The sequence below is a fragment of the Halobellus captivus genome (assembly GCF_003697845.1).
GTDB classification, from domain to species: Archaea; Halobacteriota; Halobacteria; order Halobacteriales; family Haloferacaceae; genus Halorubrum; species Halorubrum glutamatedens.
This window is the reverse complement of record NZ_RDQE01000024.1, coordinates 1-26,826: the sequence shown is the minus strand read 5'-3', so window position 1 is coordinate 26,826 and position 26,826 is coordinate 1. Positions and strand designations below refer to the sequence as shown.

At 55.5% G+C, this 26,826-nt stretch carries 24 protein-coding genes and 2 pseudogenes; 11 read left to right on the top strand and 15 right to left on the bottom strand.

Features of this window, described 5'->3' with window-relative positions; translation table 11 throughout:
• Window positions 1–1,426 precede the first annotated feature (1,426 nt).
• Together EAO78_RS17060 and EAO78_RS17055 are read left to right on the top strand one after the other, a co-directional pair.
• Window positions 1,427–1,786, top strand: a complete 360-nt coding sequence (locus tag EAO78_RS17060) for a hypothetical protein (RefSeq protein ID WP_095638102.1) — start codon at window positions 1,427–1,429, stop codon at window positions 1,784–1,786.
• Between the two features lie 199 nt (window positions 1,787–1,985).
• Window positions 1,986–3,158 (top strand): tubulin/FtsZ family protein, encoded by a 1,173-nt coding sequence (locus tag EAO78_RS17055; RefSeq protein ID WP_095638101.1) that lies wholly within the window; start codon window positions 1,986–1,988, stop codon window positions 3,156–3,158.
• A 12-nt stretch (window positions 3,159–3,170) separates the two neighbouring features.
• Here the strand turns inward: EAO78_RS17055 and EAO78_RS17050 are convergent, their stop codons facing one another.
• A complete protein-coding gene (locus tag EAO78_RS17050; protein WP_095638100.1) occupies window positions 3,171–3,971 on the bottom strand; it encodes an SWIM zinc finger family protein in 801 nt (266 codons plus the stop codon).
• Between the two features lie 741 nt (window positions 3,972–4,712).
• Between EAO78_RS17050 and EAO78_RS17045 the strand changes: the two genes are divergently transcribed.
• The 5 genes from EAO78_RS17045 (at window position 4,713) to EAO78_RS18805 (ending at window position 9,427) form a co-directional block, all read left to right on the top strand.
• Window positions 4,713–5,057: a DUF7344 domain-containing protein gene (locus EAO78_RS17045; RefSeq protein ID WP_095638152.1), complete on the top strand. Its 345-nt coding sequence runs from the start codon at window positions 4,713–4,715 to the stop codon at window positions 5,055–5,057.
• Entirely contained in the window at window positions 5,054–5,737 is a 684-nt protein-coding gene (locus EAO78_RS18570) for a hypothetical protein (RefSeq protein WP_238987751.1), read from the top strand. The genes EAO78_RS17045 and EAO78_RS18570 overlap by 4 nt, the downstream gene beginning before the upstream one ends.
• On the top strand, window positions 5,734–6,777 hold the full coding sequence (locus tag EAO78_RS17035) for a hypothetical protein (protein WP_122106966.1): 1,044 nt from the start codon (window positions 5,734–5,736) through the stop codon (window positions 6,775–6,777). Before EAO78_RS18570 ends, EAO78_RS17035 begins: the two co-directional genes overlap by 4 nt.
• 54 nt (window positions 6,778–6,831) lie before the next feature.
• Entirely contained in the window at window positions 6,832–9,051 is a 2,220-nt protein-coding gene (locus EAO78_RS17030; protein ID WP_122106965.1) for an AAA domain-containing protein, read from the top strand.
• Window positions 9,052–9,259: 208 nt separating this feature from the next.
• A complete protein-coding gene (locus EAO78_RS18805; protein ID WP_463467553.1) occupies window positions 9,260–9,427 on the top strand; it encodes a DUF7837 family putative zinc-binding protein in 168 nt (55 codons plus the stop codon).
• 35 nt (window positions 9,428–9,462) lie between these two features.
• Here EAO78_RS18805 and EAO78_RS17025 read toward each other — a convergent pair whose 3' ends face one another.
• Entirely contained in the window at window positions 9,463–9,744 is a 282-nt protein-coding gene (locus EAO78_RS17025) for a helix-turn-helix transcriptional regulator (protein WP_082222592.1), read from the bottom strand.
• Between the two features lie 248 nt (window positions 9,745–9,992).
• On the opposite strand from EAO78_RS17025, the gene EAO78_RS17020 reads away from it, so the two are divergent.
• Window positions 9,993–10,385 carry a hypothetical protein gene (locus EAO78_RS17020; RefSeq protein ID WP_122106964.1) on the top strand — a complete coding sequence of 131 codons (393 nt, stop codon included), beginning with the start codon at window positions 9,993–9,995 and terminating at the stop codon, window positions 10,383–10,385.
• Window positions 10,382–11,269, top strand: a complete 888-nt coding sequence (locus EAO78_RS17015) for an SDR family NAD(P)-dependent oxidoreductase (protein WP_122106963.1) — start codon at window positions 10,382–10,384, stop codon at window positions 11,267–11,269. Before EAO78_RS17020 ends, EAO78_RS17015 begins: the two co-directional genes overlap by 4 nt.
• 225 nt (window positions 11,270–11,494) lie before the next feature.
• Here EAO78_RS17015 and EAO78_RS17005 read toward each other — a convergent pair whose 3' ends face one another.
• The 3 genes from EAO78_RS17005 to EAO78_RS18560 all read right to left on the bottom strand — a co-directional run bounded on the left by EAO78_RS17005 (window position 11,495) and on the right by EAO78_RS18560 (window position 13,317).
• Window positions 11,495–11,908: a TRAM domain-containing protein gene (locus EAO78_RS17005; protein WP_203227931.1), complete on the bottom strand. Its 414-nt coding sequence runs from the start codon at window positions 11,906–11,908 to the stop codon at window positions 11,495–11,497.
• Between the two features lie 56 nt (window positions 11,909–11,964).
• Window positions 11,965–12,117, bottom strand: coding sequence for a phage terminase large subunit family protein (locus EAO78_RS18565; RefSeq protein ID WP_233139234.1), 153 nt, complete (start codon window positions 12,115–12,117; stop codon window positions 11,965–11,967).
• 258 nt (window positions 12,118–12,375) lie between these two features.
• Window positions 12,376–13,317 (bottom strand): M48 family metallopeptidase, encoded by a 942-nt coding sequence (locus EAO78_RS18560; protein ID WP_238987750.1) that lies wholly within the window; start codon window positions 13,315–13,317, stop codon window positions 12,376–12,378.
• A gap of 223 nt (window positions 13,318–13,540) precedes the next feature.
• Between EAO78_RS18560 and EAO78_RS16995 the strand changes: the two genes are divergently transcribed.
• Window positions 13,541–14,089 carry a hypothetical protein gene (locus EAO78_RS16995; protein WP_122106962.1) on the top strand — a complete coding sequence of 183 codons (549 nt, stop codon included), beginning with the start codon at window positions 13,541–13,543 and terminating at the stop codon, window positions 14,087–14,089.
• Window positions 14,090–14,261: 172 nt separating this feature from the next.
• On the top strand, window positions 14,262–15,137 hold the full coding sequence (locus EAO78_RS16990; protein WP_122106961.1) for a hypothetical protein: 876 nt from the start codon (window positions 14,262–14,264) through the stop codon (window positions 15,135–15,137).
• Window positions 15,138–15,147: 10 nt separating this feature from the next.
• Here the strand turns inward: EAO78_RS16990 and EAO78_RS16985 are convergent, their stop codons facing one another.
• The 10 genes and pseudogenes from EAO78_RS16985 to EAO78_RS16945 all read right to left on the bottom strand — a co-directional run.
• The gene (locus EAO78_RS16985; RefSeq protein ID WP_122106960.1) at window positions 15,148–15,447 is read right to left on the bottom strand and encodes a DUF3006 family protein; all 300 of its coding nucleotides are present in this window, start codon (window positions 15,445–15,447) and stop codon (window positions 15,148–15,150) included.
• Complete coding sequence (locus EAO78_RS16980) at window positions 15,444–16,871, bottom strand: lamin tail domain-containing protein (RefSeq protein ID WP_203227930.1); 1,428 nt, start codon at window positions 16,869–16,871, stop codon at window positions 15,444–15,446. The genes EAO78_RS16985 and EAO78_RS16980 overlap by 4 nt, the downstream gene beginning before the upstream one ends.
• A gap of 168 nt (window positions 16,872–17,039) precedes the next feature.
• Window positions 17,040–18,173, bottom strand: coding sequence for a PDDEXK family nuclease (locus tag EAO78_RS16975; RefSeq protein ID WP_136516542.1), 1,134 nt, complete (start codon window positions 18,171–18,173; stop codon window positions 17,040–17,042).
• Window positions 18,174–18,483: 310 nt separating this feature from the next.
• The gene (locus EAO78_RS17820; RefSeq protein ID WP_128904707.1) at window positions 18,484–18,732 is read right to left on the bottom strand and encodes a hypothetical protein; all 249 of its coding nucleotides are present in this window, start codon (window positions 18,730–18,732) and stop codon (window positions 18,484–18,486) included.
• Window positions 18,733–19,071: 339 nt separating this feature from the next.
• A complete protein-coding gene (locus tag EAO78_RS16970) occupies window positions 19,072–20,259 on the bottom strand; it encodes a hypothetical protein (protein ID WP_122106958.1) in 1,188 nt (395 codons plus the stop codon).
• Window positions 20,252–22,009: a DEAD/DEAH box helicase gene (locus tag EAO78_RS16965; protein ID WP_122106957.1), complete on the bottom strand. Its 1,758-nt coding sequence runs from the start codon at window positions 22,007–22,009 to the stop codon at window positions 20,252–20,254. Before EAO78_RS16965 ends, EAO78_RS16970 begins: the two co-directional genes overlap by 8 nt.
• Before the next feature lie 198 nt (window positions 22,010–22,207).
• Window positions 22,208–23,500, bottom strand: coding sequence for a hypothetical protein (locus EAO78_RS16960; protein ID WP_122106956.1), 1,293 nt, complete (start codon window positions 23,498–23,500; stop codon window positions 22,208–22,210).
• 28 nt (window positions 23,501–23,528) lie between these two features.
• Window positions 23,529–24,563: pseudogene (locus tag EAO78_RS18555) on the bottom strand (DNA methyltransferase); the annotation flags it as partial.
• A 9-nt stretch (window positions 24,564–24,572) separates the two neighbouring features.
• The gene (tnpC, locus tag EAO78_RS16950) at window positions 24,573–26,009 is read right to left on the bottom strand and encodes an IS66 family transposase (RefSeq protein WP_203227929.1); all 1,437 of its coding nucleotides are present in this window, start codon (window positions 26,007–26,009) and stop codon (window positions 24,573–24,575) included.
• Between the two features lie 163 nt (window positions 26,010–26,172).
• Window positions 26,173–26,742 (bottom strand): annotated as a pseudogene (locus tag EAO78_RS16945) (Cdc6/Cdc18 family protein); the annotation flags it as partial.
• Between the last annotated feature and the right edge of the window lie 84 nt (window positions 26,743–26,826).

Here is a 26,826-nt window from a genome sequence, read left to right as displayed (position 1 = left end):
GCGAGGTGAGAGCGAATGGAAAAGACATTGAGAGCGAGGTGAGAGCGAATGGAAAAGACATTGAGAGCGAGGTGAGAGCGAATGGAAAAGACATTGGGAAGAAGCTGAACAAGCAAGGTGTATCAAACTGAAGCCACCACAAACAACCAGAAACACTGTACTGTAAATGTCCAAACCCACCCAATCTAGACAACACCAAATCGCCGATCTTCTATCCTCAACACTTCCCAAACAGGCTTCAGACAGAGAACATACCTCACATTCCTTTCACTACTGCCCACACCCACGCAATAAATAAGCAGACAGCAATACATTAGGCCGGTGTGTATGTATAATCTTGAATAAGCAGACGTGGAGGGATTTGATGCTACTTTATGTAATACGATAATGCGATGTGGGTGGAAACTGGCTGTAGCATCGCTATTCAAGAATAAGCAGACGGCAGCGGGATACTGGGCAAGCAATGTAAAACCTAAAACAAGCAGACGGGACCGCAATTGGTACTATCTGTTATAAGAGATTTCCACCTCGGTATCACACATCCTACATTATCATAGACAACCAAGAATAACAAGACAGCGACCCGATATGGGTGTGTTCATGTAAACACCCGAATAAGCATACGGCAGGGGTATTGAGGGGTGATAGAATAAACCATTATTACGAAATATACAACCATCATATAACCAGACGGGAGCGACTTAGAGGTGTTTCAGTATAAAAATGTAATTTGAGCGCCATCATTAAAAATAAGGGTACGTGGGCGGGTTTAGCCCCTGTTGATGTAACCCAACCCTCCCCCATAATCCTCGTGTTTAGGTTCTGAGGGCCTGAGAGAGCTTTAGAGATTCTCTAGTATGTCTCTCATCCCCTGTGTTTAGGTTCCGCGAATTCACAATGTTAGGGGCTTTGGGAGCAAAATGACCAGAAGGTCGGCCGCGTGGCGAGGAGACGGGGCGGGGCCGGGAGGAGAAGAGAGATCAGAGAAATCGAGCGAGATATCGCAGAACGTATATCAGAAATCAGATACTGGATTAGCAAGGGAGAGACGAGTCGGTTAGAAGTCGGGATAGACGGCGATCGGGTGGGTGGCCCGTCCGGACAGAGCGGCTATCACAACCAAACGAGTAGACATCCCGGCGGGCACACTCACGGAGGAACGACGACCGACGCCCGGCAGAGACAGTCGCGTCAACACAGCCACTCACTTTCAGTGTGGGGACAGGCAGAGACAACGAGTGGCGGGCAGGGCAGATACAAGGCGGGCAGCGATGACCGTCTCCACAGTCCGGTTGGGAATCGCGTGAGGACACTCGCTGCTAGGAGAGTCATGACTAGTCCCTAGTGTTATTGAGGATGTCTACTGATTATCAATCCTTGTTACTCACCAAACACATTGATTACCCACTACGCGAGAGACATCGCGATGCCGACGAAAATCTCCGGCTACGTAGCCGACGAATTAGCGGACCTCATCGATGAGATTGCAGACTACCACGACATCCCCAAAACACGGGCACATGAACTGCTCCTTCGAGAAGGGGTGAACAACCGCCACCAGCGGATCAAGATGGAGCAGATCGATATCAAGGTCGAGCGGATGCTTGTTGAGTTCGGAATCAACCTGGATGGGGAGTTCAGCGAAGAGATCGAAGCGCAGAGCGAGGAGATCGGGAACATGCCGCTGCCCGAAGGAACGACCGGCGTCGACCTCGTCACACCGCACCCGTACTTCGGCGGAGATGGCTGGTACCACGATTCAGAAGACCGCCCCTCCAACGAGTGAGCGAAACCGACGGCCGACGAGTCGCGACACACAGGTTCCAGTAGGGCTATTCACTCCATTTTGTCTTGTCTCTCATTGACCACACCATTTTGCGAGTGCTCTGGGTCGATTACATTATTCATGGACCCCCACACCGGTTTTCCAGTGTTCTTCCAAGTTTTATACGTCCAACCCGCGTAGTCACACGTGGTGTGTTCACATGAAACTCGCATTGATCGGGGTCGGGCAGGCGGGTGGGAAGGTGGTCGACGAGTTCCTGGCCTACGACGCACGGACAGGCGCTGATATCGTTCGGGGAGCGATCGCCGTCAACACGGCGAAAGCAGATCTCCAGGGAATCGACCACCTCCCGACAGACCGCCGGATCCTGATCGGGCAATCGCGAGTGAAGGGACACGGCGTGGGAGCAGATAACGAGTTGGGCGCAGAAGTGGCCGAGGAGGATATTGACGAGATCCAAGGAGCACTCGACTCGGTGCCAGTCCACGAGATCGATGCGTTCCTTGTCGTTGCGGGGCTTGGTGGCGGGACGGGGTCGGGTGGGGCACCCGTGATTGCCAAGAACCTCAAGCGAATCTACACCGAGCCAGTGTACGGGCTTGGTATCCTGCCCGGGAGCGATGAGGGTGGGATCTACACGCTGAACGCCGCTCGATCGCTCAAGACGTTCGTCGATGAGGTGGACAATCTCATGCTATTCGACAACGACGCCTGGCGCAGCTCGGGTGAATCCGTTGGCGAAGGGTTCGATGCGATCAACGAGGAGTTGGTCCAGCGGTTCGGCGTGCTCTTCAGTGCGGGCGAGATAACCGAGGGAAGCGATGTCGCTGAAAGCGTGGTTGACTCTTCGGAGATCATCAATACGCTCAAAGGGGGCGGAATCTCTTCGCTAGGCTACGCCGACGTCGAGGTGGACGAGCCAGAGCGAAAGGGATTGCTCTCGCGACTCCGTGGCAATACAGATAACGGGATCGACAGTACCGAGGCCACCAACCGAATCACGAGTCTCGTCCGGAAAGCAACACTCGGTCGGCTCACGCTGCCCTGTGAGGTGAGCGGGACAGAGCGGGCGCTGCTCATCGTTGCCGGTCCGCCAGAGTATCTCAACCGGAAGGGAATCGAGCACGGTCGCAAGTGGCTCGAAGAACAGACCGGATCGATGGAGGTCCGTGGTGGTGACTATCCACGACGTGGTGAGGGAACGGTCGCGGCACTCGTACTGCTCGGTGGCGTGACGAACGTCCCGCGAGTGAAAGAGCTCCAGCAAGTCGCAATCGAAGCACAACAGAATCTCGGGGAGATCACTGACGAGAGTGAGGGCCGTTTCTCGGAGCTGATGGATAGTGACGGGGAGTTGGAGTCGCTGTTTTGAGATCGTAGTGGTCTATTCGTCGTATCGATCTTCGAGGTCGTCGAGTGCTCGCCAGAACTGCCTGTTGTTAATCTCTGACTCTGTCGATGCCCGTGTTTCCAAAACACCCGCGTACGTTTCGAAGTCCTCCGGACTGGGATCGGTTGCCAAGACACAGTCGATGTATCCATCGAGAGCTGTCTGGATAATCTGTGCGTAGTGGTCGTAGGAACCGTCGATCCAATTAAAATTCTCATCGACTTCCTCGAACACTGCCCGATAGACGGTTGCAGCAGCGAGGTATCGATCGCGCTCACGATACTGTTCGGCAATGTTGAAGAATCGGGAGAAGTCGATCGCTTCGAACACCGTCGGATCGGCATGTTGCTCAAACAAGCGTCCGATCTCCTCGCGGTACTCACCGACCGATTTGTGTTCGTCACCGAACTGCGCGAGAAACTGTTCTCGGACTGTACTGTGAGTGGCAAGAATCCCGTGGACGAACGCACGCAGCTCTTCGACAGGGACGTCCGCAAGGAGAGCCTCGATACGCTCGCTCTCATCTTCTGGCGGGTCGTCTGCGATAGCGAGGAGCACCGCGATAACGTGTTTGCAGTCGCCATGGCCGTCGTATGGACAGGTACACTGAGTCTCAAGACTTCGGCCACCGAATTTGATAGTCACGTCGTACGGGTTCGATCCGCTGACAACGGCCGACACGAGATCGTCGAACCGGTCGAGCTGCTGGATCCGTCCCTCCCTGCGATAGGTTTGCCCCCGCTCAAACACGGGATCGGTACATCGGTCCTGGATGGTTTCTGTATCGACATTCATACGGAACTCGTCCGAAATCGCTCTACTGGGACCTCGGTACTCTCGTCACACTTGTAGCTGCCACCTTTCAAAACCGTCCCCCTCTAGACCTTCACCAGTTACAACATATTGGCCACTCCCACCCACTTGCCGGTGTTCGACCACCGTTGGTGAGCCCGCCTGCTGGACCCGCTGTGCCATTTGATAGATGACTGAGTCCGTTTCCACATTTGGGAAGTCAACTGTTTCTCACGGCGCTGTCAGCGGTCTTGTGGCCGCGGTCCTATTCATCACCCCATCCCAATCGCGTAGATAGAGAAGAGCCCCCGTAGTGAAGGATTATTTTTAACCACCAGTTGAGGTGGTGCGTGATTTAAGAGGTGATTAAGAACACAATCCAACATCTGCTTTAGAGGCGTTCAAGCGGCCAAATACTCGGCTCTCAGTTTGTGACACTCATATAAATGTCACAATCGACCCTCTTCAACTCACGCACGATTCCTGACGGAACCCTCCGGCGCTGAGACGCCGGAGGAGTCGTGCTGCCACTCAATGACAGCAATCAACCCAAACAGGGTCAGGAGTGATAACTCTGGTTTCCAGAGTACCTCACTTGACACTGACCTACTGACACATCGCGTCGCACAGTCCAGTTCTCAAATCCCGCCGAACCATCGCCAGCGAAACGCCGGTCGAACAATCATCGTGGGGTCGGTCTAAGTGACCGAACCCACCGACGATCCGACCTCGTTCGCCATCCCGATGGATCCAGACCGTGCGTTCAACGCGATCGCAAACAGTCGTCGCCGGCGCGTCTTGCTCTCACTCTCACAGTCGCATGGAGCAACTACCGCAGGTGATCTGGCCGTCGAAATCGCCGCCATAGAGAATGCGATTGACCCCAGTAAAATCAGGAGCAACGAACGCACCTCAGTCTACATCTCGCTGACCCAATCGCATCTCGAGACGCTCGATGAGTGCGGCGCAATCGCGTTTGATGACCGATCGAAGTCCGTCTCTCCGACAGACGCGACCGAACCCCTCGCCGAACACATCCGCCGACTCCAGACTGCGTGTTACAAGCCAGATTTGGAGGAGTCCCAATGACCGAGTATCAGCCAGAACTAGAGACGCTCAGAGACATCGACACGAGTTTCCACCGGCTGTTCGAGACAGTCAACGACTCTGAGGCCCCTACCATGCCGGGGGATGACCCACTCTCCACACTACGGCAGGCACGGGCACAGATCGACGCCGCACTGTTCGCGTATCGTCGTCGAACTGAGGACGCTACACTCGCTGATGACGGGACATGTCTCCTCCAGTGGGACCCACCGAGTGCTCCGCCTCGCCGCCTCCGGTTCGAGCCCGACAGCACTGGCGAGACGTGGACCCGTCGTGAACTGGAGTGGACCGGCGCTGAGTGGCGTCCCTGTGGGAGTGATCGCCTCGACAACGTCGCGATACGTGCTCCAGCAGCGGCGCGGTATCCAGAGCCAGTCGATCCCACACCGATCGAAACGATGCTCGAGTGGACCCGCGACAGTTGGGCTCGTCCGGATCCGCCTGCGCTCGTGTTCGCGAAGACGGCCACCACCGAGCAGGGTGTAATCGTCTCCGTCGACGGGGACCTCCGCTACCGGGAGCGCGATAGCCCACGGTGGTATCCTGCGACGACAGACGAGTTCTACCACCACCTTCGCACTCACGGACAGCCAACGCTCCTACCGCTCTCAGAAACCGCACTGACTCGCCACGACTTCACTCCCAGCCCGCTCAGCCAATGACGGACGAAACACTCTCGCTTCCACCGGGATTCGATCGTGGACTCACCCAGCTTATCGACGCGATCGAGACGATCCGGGACGCTCTCTCAGACGAGGAGACACTTACGACCGTCCAAGCTGTCACCACACGGCGGCGGTTGTTCCTCGCGCTTTACGCGCTCAAAGCGATCGGTCGACAGCTTGCGGATACAGAGCATCGCCCGTCCCAAGGCGATCATGAGGTGGTGACGTGGGACGACCCTGCTCAGGCACTGTATCACATCAAACTACGTCTCGATCGGCTGCTTGAGGATCTCTCCATTCAGGGGTACGACCACTCCTCACAAGAGTATTCGATCGAGCAAACACTCGAAACGATTCGAGACCACATCGTCATTCTTCAGGACGCACTTTCTGAGGGGTCGACGGACAACTCCACGCTGCTTGAGAAACTCTCCAGTCACCGATCTGTCTATGCAGACGTGGCTGGGCGTGGGGTTGGCGATGGGCGATGGCTTGAGTATCAACTCCAGCGGGCGTTGATTCGGTGGGGATACCAAGCAGCGACTCGACAGAAACTGTTCAATCTCGAGGTTGACGTCGTCGCCACCCGAAAGACAAAACAGCACAAGCCGAGCGATTGGATCGTTGCCCAATGTAAAGACTGGACGAGCGACACGATCACCCCGGCGAAGATCTTCCGGCTGTGTACGATAGCGTTTGCCTGTCGGGCAATGCCGGTCCTCTGTCATACGACCGAGCTCACACCTCGGGCTGAGAAACTCGCCCGTCACTTCGAAGTTCGGGTCCTCGATCTGCGAGATCTTGAACGTGGAGCGCTTCCTGCCCCCCAAGTGTACAGCCTGTCGGCTGAACTCAACGAATGGCCTCCAGAGTATGGGGTACGTGACGATCGGGGGAGTCTCCCCTTGATGTTCTACAGAGAACCTGGCAAACGGTTCAGCTACGTTCCTGGCTTTTCTCCCGTGGGGATGGACTACGACTACGAACCGATCGATACCGACCGAGACGACGATGCGCATCCCGCAGCCGGGCACTGACTAGTCAAAGATAGCGACGAAGTGTTATATGGTAGCAAGAAAACATGTTCCATAATGTCTCTGCTGTTTGAGTATGCCGTCGATCAGTTCTCGCTTACTGACGCTGTCCTCCATACAGCCTCCGAAACGACGCTTTCTGAGACAGATGACCATATTCCCGTCCGCCCTATCGCCACATTTGCGAGCCATCACGATGAACTCGCTCACCCCGACCGAGAGTGGACCTGTATCCCGCTACATGAACTCGATACCGCGACGCCAACCGATGAGTTCGTTGCCTACACCGACCACGAGGTACGTGGCGAGATCTTCCTTGTCGAGCAAGACGGTGATGTGAAACCAATTGCTGCCGACGAGTTTGGCGGAACACAACTTGCAAATCACATTCGGTTCTGGCATTCGGATTATCTCCCAGAGACGTACCCACCAGGGTACGATGCTCCAATTGCTGACCACGAAGAGCCGAAACACCCAGTCAAAGATGCGGACTTACTCGCGGAGTTTCAGAATTACGTTGCCGATGAGCGTGCGGCAACGAGAGCCAGTAACGAGGCTCGGGCCCGCAACCTCTCCGCACGAGCGCTATACGAACGTGACGAATCTGCTATCCCCCAGCTGACGTGCCGTGGCGAAGAAAATGGTGAGTACCGCTTTCGAGTCGATCTCGATCCACGACTAGAGGATCGTCGCGATGACGATTGGGCTTACTTCGTCGAAAGCGAGTTTGGTATCTACCAAGGTAACGAGGTCTTGATCCACGCCGACGCTGATGACGCACCTGGTTCCTTCCCAGTCGCTGCTGAAGTCGAACGCATCCGTGGGCTGAATATCTGGCTCACGCTCGAATGGGAGACCGTCGATACTACGGGAACAGTCAGCGCGTATCTGGAGGGCGATCATACAATCGGGTGTTCCGAACGGCTCAATCCAGTTCCCTTCGATCGCGAGCGTACCGCCATCGAGTCCTTACAGGATGATTCCTTCCACGAGGTGCTTGTCGGCGATCGCCCGCTTACGTTCTCGAATGAGGCTGCCGCAGTGAGCGAATCGTTTGATGAGGATCTCAATCAAGAGCAGCAGCTTGCTGTCGAGTATGCCCTTCTCGCCGATGAGCTCTTCTGTATTCACGGTCCGCCGGGAACGGGGAAAACGAGGACGCTCGTCGAAATCATCCGTCGGGCCGTCGACGCCGGCGAGGATGTGCTTGTTTGTACAGACTCGAACCAGGCGTTAGACAACCTTGTCGCCGGCAACTCGACACAAGATGACCCCGATGCTGGGTCACTCCATGCCTACGGGCAATATGGATCCGGGGAGTTCACTCTTGACCGCGTCAACGCCGAGCGGTCGACACATGATGTCCTCCGAGAGAACTACCGGAATGTTGCTGAGCGAGCGCAGGTTGTCGCTGCGACCAACAGCAGTGCAGCCACGCTCGCCCGTGAGTTTGACCTCCTCGTCCTCGATGAAGCGACGCAGTCGACCTGTACCGCGTCGTGTATTCCGCTTGCCCGCGTCGATCGAGCTGTTCTCGCGGGTGACCACCAGCAACTCCCTCCGTTCACGGCGACAGAAGATCCACCCGATTCGGGGTATGGGCTCTCACTGTTTGAACACCTCTACGCTGACGGCGGCGTCTACGAAGGGATTGGCCTCCAACTGAAGACCCAATATCGGATGCACCCCGACATTGCCTACTTTTCCAACCGCGAGTTCTACGACGACTCGCTCCGAACCGGCCGTGTCGTCACCCCACTTGATGACACACCAGCGATCGAAGGGTACAATATCGGTGGTTCGGTTGACGTCGTCGACCATTCTCGGGCTAACAAAGCTGAGGCACGTCTTGTCGTCCACCTTGTCCAGACCATTCTCGAAGATGTTCCGGCGGAAGAAATCGGAGTCATTACACCGTATGCTGCTCATGCTCGACTACTCCGTGACCTCCTCCAAGATCATGTCGACCACGCGACCACGATCACTGTCGATACCATCGATTCCTTCCAAGGGAGCGAGAAGACTGCTGTCGTCATCTCGCTTGTTCGGAGTAACGCCGACGGTGACATCGGCTTTCTCGGCCGATCCAACGACGGACCGCGCCGGCTCAATGTTGCTCTCACTCGGGCCAAGCGGTACTGTGCCGTCGTTGGTGATTTTCACACCCTTCGATACGACACCGATGGGAAGTGTACGGAACTCTACCGCGACTTCAGGGATCACTTCGAATCGACCGGCCGCCTGAACGATGTCGACCCGGCGTTCCTCGGGGTGTAACTGCGTCGTCGCTGCCCTACTTGGGTGGGGTCTGATAACGCTGCCAATGCTTCCGGGAGGCATTCGTGGGTGACAGAATTCCTACTCTGGAGAGATATTTCGTTCACCTCGCTCAATTAATAGACCACGTGAGTGTCTGACAAAGAGTTAGATGACTGCCGGTCGTAGTGGCACATAGCGAGTCGAGAAATACGCGTCACGTGAACTCATGACCACAAACAATTCCGTGCTGGGTAGTTGCCCGCAGTGTGGCCATGAGATTAGTGAGACGTGGGTGATGATCGAATACGAGACTACCGAGGGTGAGACGGGAGTCTGGGCAGAGTGTCCCAACTGCGAAACGATCGTCGATCCGATACACGACAAGCCAAAATGAAGCGGCGAAGCTAGACTGTTCTCGATCGCGACGGTTCAGCCGTCGTGGTTGATATACTCGGCTTCCCACTCCGCTCGCGCCTCGATCTCTCTGGTGCCTCGACGGGTAGTCGTGTACTCGTTGGTTCGTCGATCACGCTGGCTTTTCTCGACAAGTCCCTTCTCAACGAGCGTGTCGAGATTCGGATAGAGGCGGCCGTGGTGGATCTCTTTTTCGTAGTAGTCCTCGAGTTCGTCTTTGATTGCGAGCCCGTGTGGGTCATCCAGACCGGCGATTACGTACAACAAATCCCGCTGAAAGCCTGTGAGGTCATACATACCCTATCTTACGTATTCAAGTTTTGAAATACTATTGATTTCCGAAATGATGTTCTAATGACGACTTCTCAGTCAGTATCGAACACAGTAGAGTAGTAGCTCATGGGAACACGATATCTGAATTAACCAACACACATTCTTTCTCTCCAACTCTGTTGGTTAAGAGTATTTACCGGCCGCTATGATAATGTGAGGGATCTATCCCACCAGTACCGACTCTTAAGCTCCGTCAGAACAAAGGAACGCGTATGCTACGGCAGTTCCTCGGCGCCCTCGGCATTCTCACGACGCTCGCTCCGGACCGGATCGTGGAGGTGTTTGAGGCGATTGCGGTCAAGAACCCTGACGAAAACACCGTTCATTCGTGGTTTGGTCTCCTCATTCGGGTGGAAGGAATAGTGCTCACGCTCGCTGCGCTCCGTAACGGCCGCCTCTACGCGTGGCTGATGAATATCACCGGAATCTTTGGTGCTGTCTTGTTTTTCATCCCACGACTGTACGAGCGCATTGCGGGACCGCTCGTGTACGAGAACCCGGAATCGGTGGAGTGGAACGAGCATCTCACCGACGGTGTCCGCGTGATCGGCGCTGTGTACGTGCTCCTCGCGCTTTTGGACCGTCGACGTCGAAACAGGGCATGACCAACGATCTCTCCGCCCACACAATCCTTCTCACCGGCGGAACAAGCGGGTTTGGACGGGTGGCAGCGGTCAGCCTCGCACAACGAGGTGCGACCGTCGCAGTCGTCGGTCGCGACGAGTCGAAGGGAGCCACCCTCACAGAACAGTCCGAAGACCTTGCCGGAACAATCGCGTTCCATCAGGCTGATCTCGCCTCCCAATCCACCGTCCGGTCTCTCGCAGCAACCGTGAAACGTGAGTACGACCGGATCGATGTCCTCGGTCACAACGCTGGACTCTCGGCTGGCTCACGCCGTGAGAGTCCGGACGGAATCGAACTCACGCTCGCGGTGAACCACTTGGCTCCCTACCTCTTGACATACGAATTACTCGACTATCTCCGTGACGCACCCGATCCGCGTGTTGTCATTACCGCCTCGGACATCCATCGGCGGGCGACACTCGATCTGGACGACCTTCAGCTGACGGATGAGTACGACTCACTCGACGCGTACGCTCGCTCGAAACTGGCGAACATCGCGTTCACGGTCGAACTTGATGACCGGCTCCCGGACGACTCTGCGGTCACGATCAACTGCGTTCATCCGGGGTTCGTTCCGTCGACGGACCTGTTCCGCGAGGCGTCGCTCCGAACGCGACTGCTGGTTCGGATCGCTGGGCTAGTTCCGGGTGTCGCCACATCGAAGCAGGCGGCCGCTGAACGCCTCCAAACCCTTCTGGTGGAGCCGACGTACGGCTCTATGTGTGGCCAATATATCGGCAGCGATGGTCCCGCTGATCCCGCATCCGAGGCGACGAACCAGGCGGTACGACAGCGGCTCTGGGAAATGAGTGCCGAGTTGGTCGGCATTACATCCAATTGGCCGACGTCTAGCACCAACTAAGATTCTTTCACCGTTAGCATTGGTAACGATCACAGTATCCCCGTCATTGGTGTATCTCGATGAGACAGAATCCCAGTACAACTCAGTAGTTGTACTCATCCCCCTTCCTGTGTGAAGTGTCCTATTTCGTCGAGAGCAAGCTCAAACCCCACGGAACAACATAAGTGAATCTCCTGTATCGCTCACGCGATCCCGCCCACAGACAAAGTGATTGAACGGTTCAAACTACTCGTAGTAACTGACGCGATCGACAACTTCCGCGAAGGCGACATTCTCGCGGACATCAGTGATCTCGATAGTGACACGCTCGCTCTGTTTGGTATCGGGAACAATAACGACGAACCCGCGCTCAACACGGGTGATGCCGTCGCCCTGGTCACCAATGTCTTCAATTTCGACAGTGCGTTGTTCTCCTTCCTCGACAGGGGGCGTCTGTGACGCCTGCTCGGGCTGTGGATCGGCGTCAGTAGTGGTGGACTCGCTGGTGGTGGGTGACGGCAACACAGCGACACGGTACGTTTCGTCCGCCTCTAGGTCGCCCAGGTGGAGCTCTTGCTCCGGTACCTCAATCACATATGATCCGTTCCGCTCTTCGACTTTCCCTGAGAACAGACACCGAAGTTGATCTGAGATCTCCATTATAGACTGTACACTCCCATACGCGACGACGAGCACTTTATTCTGCTGTCTGTGGACTACTCCGGCGCTACAACGTCTTCGCATACCGGACATTCGGCCCACACCCCCTCGGTGCCGTCTTCTTTCTCGTACTCAACAAGAATCCACGCTTCCGAGATGTCCTCACCACATTCCGGGCACCGACCGAGGGACGATTCGTCAGCGTTCATGCGAAGGGGTGGAAGGAGCGTGTGACAGTGTTCCTTCCAAATGGATATCTGCTGGTCTTGAACCTAAGTCTTTGGCGGCTTTGCGGGCCAAACACACTAGGTTTCCGGTGGATGTAGGCTACTAGTCCGATTAACCAACATGCGCCCTTTCTCTACTTTGTTGGTTAAGATTGTGCTCGATCGCCACCCAACTTCCAAAGATTCGGCTTTGTTGAAATCCTATTCTTCAGACAGTTTCGCACGACTTCAGACTGATTCTCACTCGGCAGCGACCAGTTGACGGAGCCGCTCTACGCGAGTCGCAGTCGAGGGATGCGTCGCGCCGAGCCGACCGGCTATTGAGTCCCCCTCGATTGGGAGTACGTTCACTGCGCCCGTCGCCGCAATGTGATCGCGGAGGTCGGCCGTCGGTCGCGTCTTCCCGTTCGTGTCGTCGAGTCGTTCGAGCGTGGTTGCGAGTGCGGCCGGATCCCCCGTCGCCGCGGCCGCTGCGCGGTCGGCCGCTAGTTCGCGGCCGCGCGAGAAGACGCCGAACCCGATGGCGGCCGTCGCGGCAAAGGCCCACCCGACCGGGTCAAGACCAACCGCGTCCGGACCGTCGTACAACTCCTCGGCCGCGTGGACCGGGACGAGCAGCCCTGCCGCAAGATCGAGGTCGCCGTTGGCGAGGTGAGCGAGCTCGTGTGCGAGCACCGCGTCGCGCTCTGCGGACGACAGCGCGGTGAGGAGGCCCTCGCTCACGACGATCGTCGGCTTGCCGCCGCCGATAGAGACCAACGGGTCCTCGGGGCGGTAGGTGGTGTACGCGAGCGGAGTCGCTGTCGACCGGACGCGGACACTTGGTTCCGGCAGGTCGAAGCGGGCGGCGAGGCGACGACAGGCCGCGGAGACCGCGTCTTCGCCGTTCTCCGACGCGGCCGGTCGGGAGTCCGCGAGCAGCGCCCGCCGCTCCCGGCGCACTCCGCGGACGAGGGTCCACGCGACGCCGGGTCCGGCGATTACCAGCGCGATCGCGGTGCCGACGAGGAGGGCGCGGTTGAGTTCCGTTGTCGTCGCCGCTCCACCATCGCCCAGAACTTCGAGGATAAGTACGGTCGGGAGAGCCGCCAGTGTGAAAATGACGGCGAGGAGGACGACCGACAATAGCCCCACCGCGAGGAGGGCGCGAACGGCGAGCGAGAGAGAGTAACGAAATCGCATCCGCGGATGTTACTCGGTCTCAACTTATAAGCTGATCTCACTCCTGTTGCCACCCGGCAAGTGATGTACAGGCTGTACTGACCCTCCCCCCGGTTAGGATGTATCACTTTCTAAGGATTGGCTTTGTTGAAATCCTCAGAAGTTGATAGTTTCACACCCCAATCGCTCAGTACAGAGGCTATAATTTACAAATCTATTTAGTCGCGCGAGTAAATAATCTACCATGAATTTTGCTGGCTTGCTCACCACTCTCGGAACGGCTTGCAAACAGTACGGTCCGGGTCGGTTACCGAAGGCGGGGCGTCGTGACATCGGCGCGGGATACGCGCTCGCCTCTGCGGCGATGGGGGCGACGCTGCTCTTCGCGCTCATTGCGTGGAGTCTGTATGCGCTTGGATCGCCAATTGGAAGCGACTGGGAATTTCTCGGTACTATGGGACTGATTGCGCTTCCGTTTGTAGTCCCCGCATCATTCATCTCTGCGGTCATTGTCTGGCGCACTCTCCCTTCAGATGTCCCGTACTTCGGCGCGAGTGCTGGTGTATTAGCGACATTGGGAACGTATCTTCTCGCACTCCTCGTCCTGTTCATGCTCAGTGTGGTTGAGGTGGGAGTTTCCGGGCAGTACGCACAGCTTCCGGAAGCGGCAGCGTTTATTGGTGTTATTGGATTCGTCGCTCTGTGGTCGACATTCTGGCTGACACTCCCAGTCGGAGCTGTCAGCGGGATAATTCACGAACGTGTAACCCTCACCGGAGCTAAACGGACATAGTCAGAGCCGATCTCAACGCACCTATCTCTACACAATACGCACTCTTCAGCGACCGGCTGTTTCAGTCGATAATGTGTCTGAAGAATGGGATTTCAACAAAGCCAAAGATTCGAACTCCTCACGAGTGGACCGATCTGTTCCTTTTTACTTGCTCCTAGACAACCCAGCGTGAATGTCTCGACGGCGAGAGGCCCTAACACCAACCCAAACAGCGGAGATTGCCCTACTCTCTGGGGTTGCTGGTGTTCTCATCGTTGTTCATTTCTTCGTCCCCGAATCACTCCGCTCGCAGTTCCTGTTCACGTACGGCGAGCCCACTGTTGTCTCGGCCTGGACCGCGGCATTCCTCCACGATAGCGTTTCACATCTAGCGTCCAGCGTCACGTGGTACGCGATCGTGATGGGATCGGCGTACGCACTCACTACAACGTGGGAGCGTCGACGTCCGTTCTGGTTCGCTGTAGTCGGGTGTCTCGTGCTCGCGCCGCTAGTGACAAAACTCGTGGATTACTGGCTGTTGAGGCTTCAGTGGAATCTTGTTGCGGACGCGACGACGGCACGTGGATTTTCCGGGGTCGTGAGTGCGTTCGGTGGATTGCTGTACGTCTCACTCGCACGTACAGTGACCGCGAGGTATGGCTATGCCGCCGGCGTCGCGACGACGGGAACAATTGTCCTCGGAGCGCTCTCCGCGCTCGCAATAACGTCTGCTGTGCTGTCTCCGTCTGTAGCTGTCGTCCTTTGTACGATTGCAGCCTTCGCGATCGGAATCTGGATTGTCAGAAACAGGCCTAAAATTCCGACGTGGCGGGCATGGGCCTGGTCACAGCGTGATGGACTCCTGTCTATCGTAGTTGGCTGTGTAGTAGTGGTCGTACTCCTTTCGCAGCTATTCCAAGTCCAACTGGATGAAACGGGGCGATTTGTCAGCGTAATCGCTCATGGAACAGGGTTTGCGACCGGTATGATCGTTACTGTACTCGTGCTCATCGCGGAGTACGTCGGCCAGCAATGGACTAAGAAACCGGGCAACCGCCTTGTGACGTAACCTGAGGGTCCTACGAGTCGTCTTCTGACGGCGGGCGTTTTGAGAGCTGATCAAATCGGTTCTGTGCTGCCTCTGATCGCTTTGTGGTTCGCTCGGGTTCATACTGCGCTGTATCCAGATCGCCGTCGACGACGGTGACTGTGAGAATCGCATCGGCGTGGTTCCCGTCCTCAGGGAGCCGATCAGCTTCCAAGATAGCATTCCCCACCTCCTCGCCGTCTCGTTCGAAAAACACGGTAGCGAACCCATCTTCGATTGAGTCCACCACGGCTGTATATTCGCCGTTGTCCAGATCAACTAGATCAGTCATGAATATGTCTCCTCTAGGACACGCTCCCCGTTAGGAGTACTGACGATCACGGTGTCCCCGTCGTTGTTCCAAATCGGCGACCCAGAACCCCAGTACAACTCAGTAGTTGTACTCGTACCACTGCCTGTGTGTAGTGTCACCGTTTGGCTGGGAGCAAGCTCGAACTCCTCGGGAACAGTATACCTCTGGCCTACTTCGTCTTCGATTGTCCAGCCAGACAGATCCAGCGTCTCATTACCGGTGTTCTCAAAGACAACGTATTCGTCGTTCAGATTATCACGGTCATCACCAGCCGCATCCGCGTGGATATCGGCGACTGTCAGGCCGGCTTCAGCTGCCGTCTCATCTGTCCCACTGTCCGTGTCATCGGGAGTGTCGTTGCTACCAGTGTCGATACTGGTTGTCCCATCGCTCTCAATGCGGGCACGGTCACTAACAGCGTCAGGCACTCCAACGTCGATCGGATCGCCCTCGCGGAGCGTACTCGGATCAGTCGGGGCGTCTCGCTGGGTTTGGACAGTAACGGTCTGTCCGTCGCTAGTCAAGACGATGTTGCCGTGCGTGGCGGTCCAGTACGCTGGGAGTGAACGCTCAGCAAGTCGCTGGAGGACCTCCTCGTGGGGATGTCCGTATTGGGAATCATATGCGCTCGAGATTACGACTGTTTGCGGATCGACCGCATCAAGAAACGCTCCACTTGACGAGCTCGCAGAGCCGTGGTGGCCGGCTTTCAGAATTGTCGACTCCAGCTCTGACCCGTATTCGTCGACGAGGTACGCTTCCTGGTCGTCTTCGGCATCACCTGAGAGCAAGAAGCTCGTTTTGCCGTGGGTGAGCTTGAGGACAATGCTGTTCTCGTTGCGATCTTCGTTTTCGAGGTGCGGATCCGGTGGGCCAAGGACAGCGACGTCGACATCACCAAAGTCGATTGTGTCGCCTTCGCGCGTTTCGTACAGTGTCACGTCGTGTGCTTCGATCGCGTCGAGATACTCGGCGTAGGTTTGTGTGCTTGACGCGATACCGGGGTCGTACACCGCCCCGATCCCGTCGGCTTCTGTTTCGTAGTACTCGATGATCGCGGCGTTCCCACCGATGTGGTCGGCGTCGTTGTGTGAGGTAACGAGGTGATCGATTCGTGTGATGTCTTGTGCTTGGAGATACTCGAGGACGTGTTCGCCGTCATCGTTGTAGTGCCCAGTATCGACGAGCATGGTGTCGCCGTCGGAACCAACGATGAGTGTACTCACTGACTGGCCGACGTTGATGTAATGGACTTCGACAGTTCCGTTTGCTGTCGGTGTCGACTCGTTTCCGGTGTCTGGGGTACTCGCGGACGGATCGCCAGGAACCGCCCCTGAACAGCCCGCGAGGAGGACGATCCCCACGATAATGAGGAGTCGACCGTGACTCCCGATTGAGCTCATAGTTGAGGACTCTTCTCAACTGGTAAAGCACTCGGGGTGTGGTGGGTGGGGGGTCCCAGTGAGCAGGATATCCATATCGACGACTCTGTCGTAATTCTTCTCAAATGACACAAGCTCCGTGCGAGATACAGACGATGTACCGGTCCAGTCTACACCATCACCGGCCCATCACTCTGGGTCCACTTCCTCGATGAGTTTTGGGTGGTAGTGCCTGACAAGTTCCGTCATCGACTCTACAACTGTGTCGACGAATTCCTCGTCAGGTTCGCGGTCCAGTTGCTCGAACTCTATGTACACCAAATCGCTGTTCGGGCGGTGCTCGTCGCTCGTTTGGAACCCTTCTAACTGGTCGGCATTTTCCGCAATAACGTCACGAACTCTGTCTTTTTCTTGTTCATCCGATCCAAAGAGACCGATACTCACGACTGCCTTCCCTCGCTCTACCATGTGAGGTTTAAACCGATACAGGACCATATCTGGATGGTCAGGATGTTTCGAGTCAAATCCCAGTCTGCGAGATGCCGGCCCACTGATGTCTGCTGGACTCGAATGGTGGGTCATCTCCCCAATTTCATCATACATGCGGTCCCGGACTTGCCGAATGATGGTGGAGTAGTCGACCTTACTGTCTTCTGGTTGGACCCGTGACAGTGGATAGTCCACGACCGTTGAAGACACCAACAACGATTGATTCATCGCTGTATTGTCGGGGAACTGGAACCACTGTACGGCAACACACTGGACGGCCAGTCCTTGTTCAAGGAGGTACTTGGCATTGTTCTCGGTGCGTGAGGTAATCTCTTCGGCGAGGATTACCATCCGCTGGTGGGTATTGAACTCGTCGACGCCGCCACCGAATGCTGTTTCGTGAGCCTCTTTGAGCGACTCCTCCACGACCGCTGTGTCGCCAATATCCCACTCGCCGTCACGAAGGTTCCTCTTGTACTCGAGGTAGATCTCTTCCAGGTCATCGTAATCGTAGCCGCTGAGGGACTGAGCGTAGTTCTGTGGCTGGCTGAGGGTTGTTTCCTCGCTGGCGCTTCCAGATCCGCTTTGTCCTTTCTTGAGTTCAACGACAACGACATTGCCCCACTGGTCGAGCGCGAGCAGGTCAGGAATGCCGGTGTCCAATCCGTACTGCCGCCCGAAAATCAACAGTGGTTCATTCAAGATGACTTCAGGATTCGCGTGAAGCCAGGACTCTAACTGCCATTCCGTCTCGACTGCTTCACGATCTAATTCCAGCGTCTGTGGTCTGTCTGGGTGCTGGTCGAATTGAAAAACACGCATAGTGGCCTTCACAGACTGATATTATATTGGGTTTTCCATGTTTTGGACTTCCCCGATACGGCGCTGAAGGGTCATTGGTGTACCCCACAAGTTGAACGGGAATGTTCCCGTTCGGTTCTATGACCGATACGCGCCCACTATTCACCACGGCCGCTAAAATCCATCAACAAGGGATTGTTTCCTAGAGACCTGTCCGGGAATCGGAGGACAAAGGAGACAAGTTCCGCGAGACGCCGGCGGCGCACCGGTGAGCGCGAGAGAAGGTCAACTGGCTCTAGATTTTAGGGGTGATTCCGGCTCGGTGGAACTCCTCTGAACTGGATCAGAACTTATACTCAGAGGTATCAACCCCTGATCCGCCTTGAATAGCCGCCCATTTGTTCCAACCCGTTTTGATGTTCCCTCCATCAGCGAAGCTTTTCAGCTTACTCGACAATTCGTCCGGAGACCAGTCGTTTAGATACTCCAGACCATCTTGTTGTCTCATTTCGTGAAACATCGAAGCTGCGCGTGCTGCCCGCTGTGGTTCTCCAAAAGCGTTCTGTATGGCATCTTGGAACTCATCACTCATACTCCCGAATTGTTCTTCTCTCGTAATTTAATACTAAGGGGCTCTGTTGAAATCCTTAGAGAGTGATATGTTTTCGAGGACGTGCTATTGTATTAACCAAGTGGGGGTTACTGCGGTTTTGTGTATAGCACTACCTTCTCGACGCATTTTGAGATTAGCTGTCCCGTACTGGGGGAAGATAAAACAGTAGTATGTTCTGGAGTTATCAGGTTGACCAGTACAAGACTTAGAGGTCTATTCAGAATTAACCCCGACGACAGTTTCTCGTCAGCCGCGATACACACGTTGGTACCGGCACCGGTTGGCAGGACGAGCGCCAGCCGCCCCAAAATATACTCGTTATCGACAGGATTGACAGCAAATGCGTCCCGAAACTACACGGATCGGATTCTCTCCGGAGAGTTGTTTCTGACAGTTCTCACACTGTACGTCATCAGTTACGCCAACACCGACCGTATACGGCGCACGCACAGCTGTACTCCGACCACCAGTAGCCAGTTCGAGCGTGATCTCCCCGCGTTCGTACAGTACAATAGTGAACGCTTTCGGTTCAGTAGAAACTTTGATCGCGTGTCGTCGGTCGATCTCTCGTTGTTGTTGGGCATACCCTCTTGACTTTTCTTGGAGAGTCTCCTCGAGTTCGCCCTCGAGCTCTGCTTTCTCTGTTTTGAGTTCTTTTCGCTTCTCAAGCGCCTTCACCCGTTGTTGCGGTGACTCTGGTTCATCGACTTCCGTGCTGAGCTTCTGGAGACGGGTCGAGAGAGAACCGATCTCGTCTTGAAGCTCGTTTATTTGTTGTTCCTGTAACTGCCGGTATTCCTCAAACTCTGAATCTGCAGCTCGTGACGCCGACTGCCGAACCTCAGATATCTCATCCCGAACACCCTCTACTACAGCTTTTTGTCCGGTTGTGATTGCGGTGTTCAGTTTTTCCGACGAAACGCCACTCTCGTCATCGACGTCTTCAGCTGGATCTGCTGGCCAGTCCGATCCAGGCGTAAAGAACTCATCCACGAGTAGCTCCGTGACGTTGGGAAGCTGCTCCGTCGACTCCACGTCCACCGTCACCGCCTCCAAGAACTGTGTCTGGTACTCACTAACCGTCTCGATGTCGATCCGAACAAACACACAGACGGCCATCCGGTCGTAGTACGGGCTGAACGTCGCGTCGACGACATCCACATCACTCTCACGGGTCCATGATGGGTACTGATAAATACCGTCAGTTACTGCCTCTGTAAGCGCGAGCTGACCCACTGGGGCCGTTTCGGACGCCTCGTCGAGGAGCTGTTGTGTAAATCCACTTTCGGGAGTGAGTACGTGTACAGCGTCCTCCAATCCTTCCTGTTCGCTATCGAGAGCTATGTCGAACTCGTGGACATCGGTGAAACCGACATCGGCGTGACTCGGTAGCCGTACGTGCCATCGACTCCCGTCCTCTCGTATCGTCGCACCGAGGTTATCGAGGAACTCGCGAGCGAACGCCTCCAGTGTAGATTGTGTTACCGCGTGTGTCACGTCAGTCATCGTCTGTCCCCAGATCGAAGCTCTCGAAAACACCGTTGTTGAACGCCTTGACTTTCTGTGAGAGTTCCTGTTGCTGCCCGAGATCGATCGCCATCGAGTCGAAGTCGTTCTCAAGATCCACCTCCGAGTCGGCGTTAACGAGCCGTTCGAAGATCTCGTCTTCGAAGCTCTGTCCGGAGTCCTCCATGCGGGTGAGGATCGTGCTCAGCTCGCCGACCGTCTGCTGGAATAGGTCGATCTTGTGGTAGAGCCGGTCAAGGACATACTCCTCAATCGTTCCCTTGAGCCCCATGTTGAAGACGTACACCTCGCGCTTCTGGCCGATCCGATGGATGCGTCCGATGCGCTGTTCGACCTTCATCGGGTTCCAAGGGAGGTCGTAGTTCACCATAATGTTACAGAACTGGAGGTTACGCCCCTCGTTCATCGCGTCGGTGGACACCAACACGCCGCCCTCCTCGCGGAACTGGTCCACGATCTCTTCTTTCTCCTGGCTGGAGTGGCCGCCGTGGAACGCGTGAGTCGTGTACCCCTGTTCGTCCAGTCCATCCAGCACCTGCCGCTGTGTCGCGCGGAACTGGGTGAACACGATGACGCGCCCCATCTCGACGTGATTTCGGGCTTCCTCAACGATGTCGAACAGCCGATCCTGCTTGGTGACCGACTCTATCGCGTCGATCTTATCGAGGATTGTCTCGAGTTCGTCACGATGGGTCAGCTCGTGCTGTTCGTCAAGCTGTTTCCGTATCGTTCCCTCTAATGCTGCCGGACTGCTCACGACCTCCTTCTGGAGCAGCATCAGCACCAGCTTCTGCCCGCTGTCCTGACTGTACGCGCCGCGAACGTACTCGGTTACAGCGTCGTAGAGGTCCTTTTCACCAATGCTCGGTTCGAAGGTCCGGGTCTCGATGATACGGTCCGTGAAGTCGATGTCCGTGTCCTCGCGGCGGTTCCGGATCATCACCTGCCCCAAGCGGCGTTGGAGCTCGTTCTGATTCACCAGCGTATCCTGGCTGCTGTCGATGAAGTACTGGTGAAACGTATCACGGCTACCGAACAAACCGGGGCGAAGCAGGGTAACGATGTTGTACAGATCGGTGAGCTCGTTCTGGATAGGCGTCGCCGTGAGGAAAAACGCGTAGTCGTAGGTGAGCTGCTCAATGAGATCGTAGCGGTCCGTCTCCTCATTCTTGACGTAATGGGCCTCGTCCATGACGAGGACGTCCCACTCGCGCGCAAGCACGGTCGGACGGTGGCGCTCGCTTTTCGCGGTGTCGATGCTGGCGATGATCCGGTCGTGGGCGTTGAATCCCCGGAACTCGTCGTCGTAGTTACAGACGAACTCGAGCCCGAACTTCTCGCGGAGCTCTCCCTGCCACTGTTTCGCCAATTGCGCCGGGGTGAGGATCAACACCGACCCGTCGGTCTCGCGGTAGTGCATCTCCTTGAGGATCATCCCGACTTCGATCGTCTTGCCGAGGCCGACCTCGTCGGCGAGAAGCGCCTTGCCGTCCATATCGAAGAGGGCGCGGTGGGCCGCATCGACCTGGTGTTCGAGGAGTTTGACCTGCTCTGTGTCGACGCCGGCGAGTGACCGCAGTTCTGTGTCAGGCTGTCCCGCAAGAAGACGATTTGCGACGACGGTCTGCCGGTGGAAAGGAAAATCTGCAACTCCTGAGGAATAGGAGTCTACAAGATTGTCCGGGTCATCGTGTGTGACCTCGATGTCGACGAGGTCCTGCTCTTCCATGGTTCAACGAAACAGGCAGGCCGGCAAATAGGTTGTGTAGATGGAGATGGTAGCAATCTTTGGACTGAGGTAGGTAGCGGAATAGGTTAGATAGGGGATTCAGCTAAGTGATTATTCTTTGAAGTTCGGAAGCGGGCCATCAAGATATACGCTCACGAATCCATAGATAACCCGGTAGTTCTTCGCCGGCATTAGGGCTCAATATCCACGGAGTTCAGTGAGACGCCCTTCGCCATCTGGTGTAATCGTATAAGTATCATCCGACGCTGGTTCAAGATAACTCTCCTCAACCAGGCTCTCACATCGATCAACCGCATGAGCCCTGTTGGACCGGAAGCGCGTTGCGATCTCTGACGCGTCTTTTGGGGAGCTGACTGAGAGGTAGTCCAGTAATTTCTCCTCACGGATGAAAAGGTCCGAATAGACCTTATCGGCTGCAGAGAACGACTTCATAGCCAGCCAGATCATCTTCGTAGAGAGGGCCCCGTCATCAACGAAATCGGTTCGAATACCATGGAGAATCTTGGACCGGGGAGACCCACGGCCCATCAACCGCGGATAGAGGTCTCTGAATGGGTCACGGAACTCCGAGATGTGTTGGTGGCTGCCCTCTCCCTTGGCGACGACCCGTGTCCCAGTGACCTCGTCATCCAGCTCCCAGATTCCTAAATCAGTCGCCGCCTCAATGATCGCGCCGTCGATCTGCGTCAACGCAGTCGGTATCGATAGACCATATCGTCCCTCGTTGTGAGCAGAGATTGAGTCCCTGATGAGCCTCTCTCGCTCTCCCCTAAGATAGCGGCTATCGACCTGACTGAGGATCGCATCAAGGGCTTCCTCATCGTCCAGAAGGTCGGAGAGAACCGAGACAACGTGCTCTTCACCCTTCTCCTGGTAGATTTCATAGAGTTCGTCCCGAAGTCCAACGACGAGAAAGTCTACCCATTTGAATTCGAAATCTGACTCCTCCAAGTCGTTGACCGACTCAACAATCTCGTCGAAGTTGATATTCCCTAAAGTACCCGCAGCCTGTGCGTAGGCCTCGCGTTGAGATTCAAATAGTGTCTCTGAATCAGGAGGATCTGATGGTAGATCCACTTCCTGGATATTCGCTTCTCTCAGATGTACGCCAACATACTCTCGGATCCATCGCTCAATCTCACCCTGAGAGAACCGCGACTCTTCGGCCAACTCCTCGACGCTCTCCCCATGGAAAAATTCCGATCCGAATCGTTGTGCCCAGTGTGGGTTTTGTGGGCTATTGTAGAAGATAGCAGCATACTGCTTGATGCGACGGTCAGCTTCTACTTCTTCCAAGTCCTGCTCAGTGATCAAGACTTCAATCGCCTCATCAGCATCTCCGACTTCACGAAAGACGCTACCAGCGTCCCTAATGTCGGTACAAAGCTCGAAAGGTGTCTCTTGGACAATTTCGTGACGCTCACGCTTGATTTCGCGTATCGTTTCGAAGGCGGATAGAAAATCGGACATCTGGATTCTTTCCTCCCGAGTTCTGCGCTTATTCGTCGCCGAATGCGTCGAGCGACCTATCGACGCCGACCATTTTCAGGTAGGTTTCGTCACCAGTCACTTCTGCGAGGCCTTCGCAAAGTTCACTGAGTTCGTCGGCATTCCACCGTTCAAGGTATTCCTTCGGATCTTTCCCCTGCTCAAACCGGTAGCGAAGGAAGTGTGCTTTGTCGAGGTTCGTGAGATCGCCGTTATCCTCCTCAACCTTACCCTGGACGTATGCTTGGCGTTTTTCATCGTCCCACTGACAGAGAGCAAAGCTCCCTCCTTCGGTGCGGAATAGCTGCATCTCTTTCATCTGTTCTTCGGATGCATCTGACCGTTTCAGATGTTTATTTAAGTCAGTATATGTCGGCTTCCCCACTTCAAGTAGATCGAGATACACGTCTTGTTCACCACGGTCATTATCTTGAATAATACCGTATATTTCATCAACAACATCCTTAGCGGACATGACATTACCGGCCCGATGGACTTTTCCATGATGCTTGGAGTATTCTTGGAAACACTTTCCCATCTCAATAACGCCGATATCTCCACCTGTGAGTTCTCGATTCTGTTCTAGAATTTCGCGGGTTTCTCTAGCAGTTCTAACGATCTGTCTCCTTAGCGAGTCCCACGAGATAGGATCTCGGTCATTTGTAGGGCGGGCAACAATAACAATATCAAACACTACTGCTTCACCTTTTGTAAACTTATTAAGATCCGAGTTCGCTGGATATGTCGCAGTTACCTCAAACCCAGTGTTACACAGGGACTCAAGAAGTTCTCCCCAGGACTCGGAGTCACTATGGTGATAGGTGAAAGCAAGTGTACCGTCTTGTTTCAGTGCTCTGTTGATGACTTCTAACGCTTGTCCCATCTCATGTTCGAAATCATCTGCTGTTTTTCCAAGGTATGGATTTGTCACGAGGCTTTCTGCCCTTGGCGTCTTATCGGGACCATAGCATTCATATTCATCCTCCAGCAGAACTTTTTGCCAGACGTAAAAGTAGTCAGACAATTCGGAATATATTATATTATCGGTATGTGTTTACCCCGAGGTCTCGACAGCCGGCACAGCGTGAGCCCGTGAGATAACCTCATTATTGCTGACGACTCGACGAAGTTCTTCGTATGGATTGCGTCCCTGCTGGCGCCACGTCGCCAGCAGGGACAAGACCGTCTCGTGAACGAACATTCCTCGGTCATTACGGAGCGTTCCGATGATTTTCCGGAGAACCACTGGCTCACGAAGTGCGTTCTCTGCGGCATTGTTTGTCGGAGAGACCGCTGGCTCACCGACGAAGGTGAGCCAGTGGTCGAGACCTCCTTCGATCTTCCCCAGCAGTGTTGCCACTGGTCCGTCGGGTACTGACCGGTCAATCAGCGATTCAAGCTCTTTTCGCGCCACACGCTGGAGGTCTGCTCTCTCACGAGGACTTGGGTCGCTCTCCAGCCGAGCCTGGAGAGCGACGTATACCTGTCTGAGAGCCTGGTAGATCGGTTCACCTTCTGGCTGCTTTTCGGCGGCGTCCTCAGCCTCTCGAAGAATGTGCGCCCAGCATCGCTGGAGGTTGCTGCTGAAAGCTGGGTACGCCGTCCACCCGTCACAGACGACTGTTCCCGCGAAGTCCTCGCCGAGGACTTCCGCGGGAACATCACTTCCGCGACTCTCCCTGACCGCGTACAACGTGTGTTGAACGGTCTGAAACGTCCAAATCCACGCTTGTTCACCGTCGCGCTTGATGCCTGTCTCGTCGATGTGAACCACGTCAGCATCCTGAATCTCTTGACGGATCTGCTCGTACTCACAGCGACCGGCGCGCGCAGCGCGCTCGGTCGCGTGCCACGCGGATGCACCCGAGAGTTCGAGTCCGTGTAGTTGCTCGAAGCGATCAGCGATCTTCCGGTAAGGAAGGCGGTGATCGTACCGTGACAGAGCTGATTGAGCGATGACGTTCACCCCGAACTGCCCCTCATCGGGGCAGTCGGGGTGAGCCGCAACTGTCTCTGTTCCACAGGAATCGCACTGGTAGTAGTGGCGGTTGTACCGGGTGATTTCTGGGGGCTGGGGATCAGGGATCTCCTCGACGAGTCGGGGGCTGACGCCCACCGACTCGTCGAAGCGGTCGCCACACTCAGGACAACAGTCACAGGTGACTTCGATTTCTTCGTCAGGATCGGCCGTAGAACGCCACTCCGGATCGTGACCATCCTTCCGACCGGGAGTGCCACCGTCAGTTCGGACATCGTCGTCTTCGTCATCTTGCGAGGTCGGGGACCTGTCGGTCCCCGACCGTCGCTTGCTGGGTGGAGTGTGCGGATTCTCGTATTTGCGAAGACGTGTTTCGAGTTCTTCGATCCGCTCGTCTTTCTCTTGTAACTTCTCTCGGAGCTGTGCGTTGTCTTGTTCAAGCTCTTCGACTCGTTGTTCAAGTTGTAAAAACCGGGAGAGCAACTCCTCTTTGGTGAGATCATCTCCGTTCACAGATCCCACCTTCCAGTACAGACAGCAGAGGTAACGGGATGGGCTCCGTCGTGGAGCCCATCCCTGAGAATCATCACGAACCTCTGCTGCCAGTTCATACAGGCTAAGTTGTGCGCCTTCTATGAGATAGCAGCGAAATCAGTTCGGGCTAAACACGTACGCTCAATGTATCTAGAACAGCCCCAACGGGCTCAGTGAACTTGAACACCAAGTGGACACCCGATTTGAATCCACCACTGACCCGTTCGCTTTCCAGAACACCGTACGTTCCGGCCTTGTTGATGTGGCTGTTGACTGTTTCTTGTGTGTATATCTCCATGTCGCTTCCCTCACAGAGAATTTTGTAGATGTCGTACACCACAGGGCTCGGAGCCGCTCCCTCATTCTCTTTCGCGACAAGTGCGGCAGCGTACAGAGACAACTTCTTTTGGACAGACATCCCACCAACGATCTCAAGGACCCGATTCTTCACCACAGAGTCGTTTGCCGATCTGACGTGGTCCTGCGTTACCACCGGATCGCCCGCCCGGTTCGCGATCTCTCCAGCATCTCGGAGGAGATCGATCGCGCGACGCGCGTCACCTTCGTTTTGAGCACCGTACGCAGCCACGATCTCGATTACCCCGTCTTCGAGGGCGTCGTCTTTAAACGCATCTCGACGTCGTTCGAGAATTTCGATGAGCTCATTGGCGTCGTAATCCGAGAAATGAATCCCGTTCGGATTGTCGCTAGTTGTCCACTCTGGCTCAGCAGCTCACAAGCTGACACGTTGTAGTGAAGGAAGCGGGTGAATCAGGAACCTGATTCATCCGCTGTC

Bases quoted from the DNA above. Each gene is read 5' to 3' on its own strand.
- EAO78_RS17060 (WP_095638102.1), top strand. From the start codon at position 1,427: ATGCCGACGAAAATCTCCGGCTACGTAGCCGACGAATTAGCGGACCTC.
- EAO78_RS17055 (WP_095638101.1), top strand. From the start codon at position 1,986: ATGAAACTCGCATTGATCGGGGTCGGGCAGGCGGGTGGGAAGGTGGTC.
- EAO78_RS17050 (WP_095638100.1), bottom strand. From the start codon at position 3,971: ATGAATGTCGATACAGAAACCATCCAGGACCGATGTACCGATCCCGTG.
- EAO78_RS17045 (WP_095638152.1), top strand. From the start codon at position 4,713: ATGGATCCAGACCGTGCGTTCAACGCGATCGCAAACAGTCGTCGCCGG.
- EAO78_RS18570 (WP_238987751.1), top strand. From the start codon at position 5,054: ATGACCGAGTATCAGCCAGAACTAGAGACGCTCAGAGACATCGACACG.
- EAO78_RS17035 (WP_122106966.1), top strand. From the start codon at position 5,734: ATGACGGACGAAACACTCTCGCTTCCACCGGGATTCGATCGTGGACTC.
- EAO78_RS17030 (WP_122106965.1), top strand. From the start codon at position 6,832: ATGTCTCTGCTGTTTGAGTATGCCGTCGATCAGTTCTCGCTTACTGAC.
- EAO78_RS18805 (WP_463467553.1), top strand. From the start codon at position 9,260: ATGACCACAAACAATTCCGTGCTGGGTAGTTGCCCGCAGTGTGGCCAT.
- EAO78_RS17025 (WP_082222592.1), bottom strand. From the start codon at position 9,744: ATGTATGACCTCACAGGCTTTCAGCGGGATTTGTTGTACGTAATCGCC.
- EAO78_RS17020 (WP_122106964.1), top strand. From the start codon at position 9,993: ATGCTACGGCAGTTCCTCGGCGCCCTCGGCATTCTCACGACGCTCGCT.
- EAO78_RS17015 (WP_122106963.1), top strand. From the start codon at position 10,382: ATGACCAACGATCTCTCCGCCCACACAATCCTTCTCACCGGCGGAACA.
- EAO78_RS17005 (WP_203227931.1), bottom strand. From the start codon at position 11,908: ATGGAGATCTCAGATCAACTTCGGTGTCTGTTCTCAGGGAAAGTCGAA.
- EAO78_RS18565 (WP_233139234.1), bottom strand. From the start codon at position 12,117: ATGAACGCTGACGAATCGTCCCTCGGTCGGTGCCCGGAATGTGGTGAG.
- EAO78_RS18560 (WP_238987750.1), bottom strand. From the start codon at position 13,317: ATGCGATTTCGTTACTCTCTCTCGCTCGCCGTTCGCGCCCTCCTCGCG.
- EAO78_RS16995 (WP_122106962.1), top strand. From the start codon at position 13,541: ATGAATTTTGCTGGCTTGCTCACCACTCTCGGAACGGCTTGCAAACAG.
- EAO78_RS16990 (WP_122106961.1), top strand. From the start codon at position 14,262: ATGTCTCGACGGCGAGAGGCCCTAACACCAACCCAAACAGCGGAGATT.
- EAO78_RS16985 (WP_122106960.1), bottom strand. From the start codon at position 15,447: ATGACTGATCTAGTTGATCTGGACAACGGCGAATATACAGCCGTGGTG.
- EAO78_RS16980 (WP_203227930.1), bottom strand. From the start codon at position 16,871: ATGAGCTCAATCGGGAGTCACGGTCGACTCCTCATTATCGTGGGGATC.
- EAO78_RS17820 (WP_128904707.1), bottom strand. From the start codon at position 18,732: ATGAGTGATGAGTTCCAAGATGCCATACAGAACGCTTTTGGAGAACCA.
- EAO78_RS16970 (WP_122106958.1), bottom strand. From the start codon at position 20,259: ATGACTGACGTGACACACGCGGTAACACAATCTACACTGGAGGCGTTC.
- EAO78_RS16965 (WP_122106957.1), bottom strand. From the start codon at position 22,009: ATGGAAGAGCAGGACCTCGTCGACATCGAGGTCACACACGATGACCCG.
- EAO78_RS16960 (WP_122106956.1), bottom strand. From the start codon at position 23,500: ATGTCCGATTTTCTATCCGCCTTCGAAACGATACGCGAAATCAAGCGT.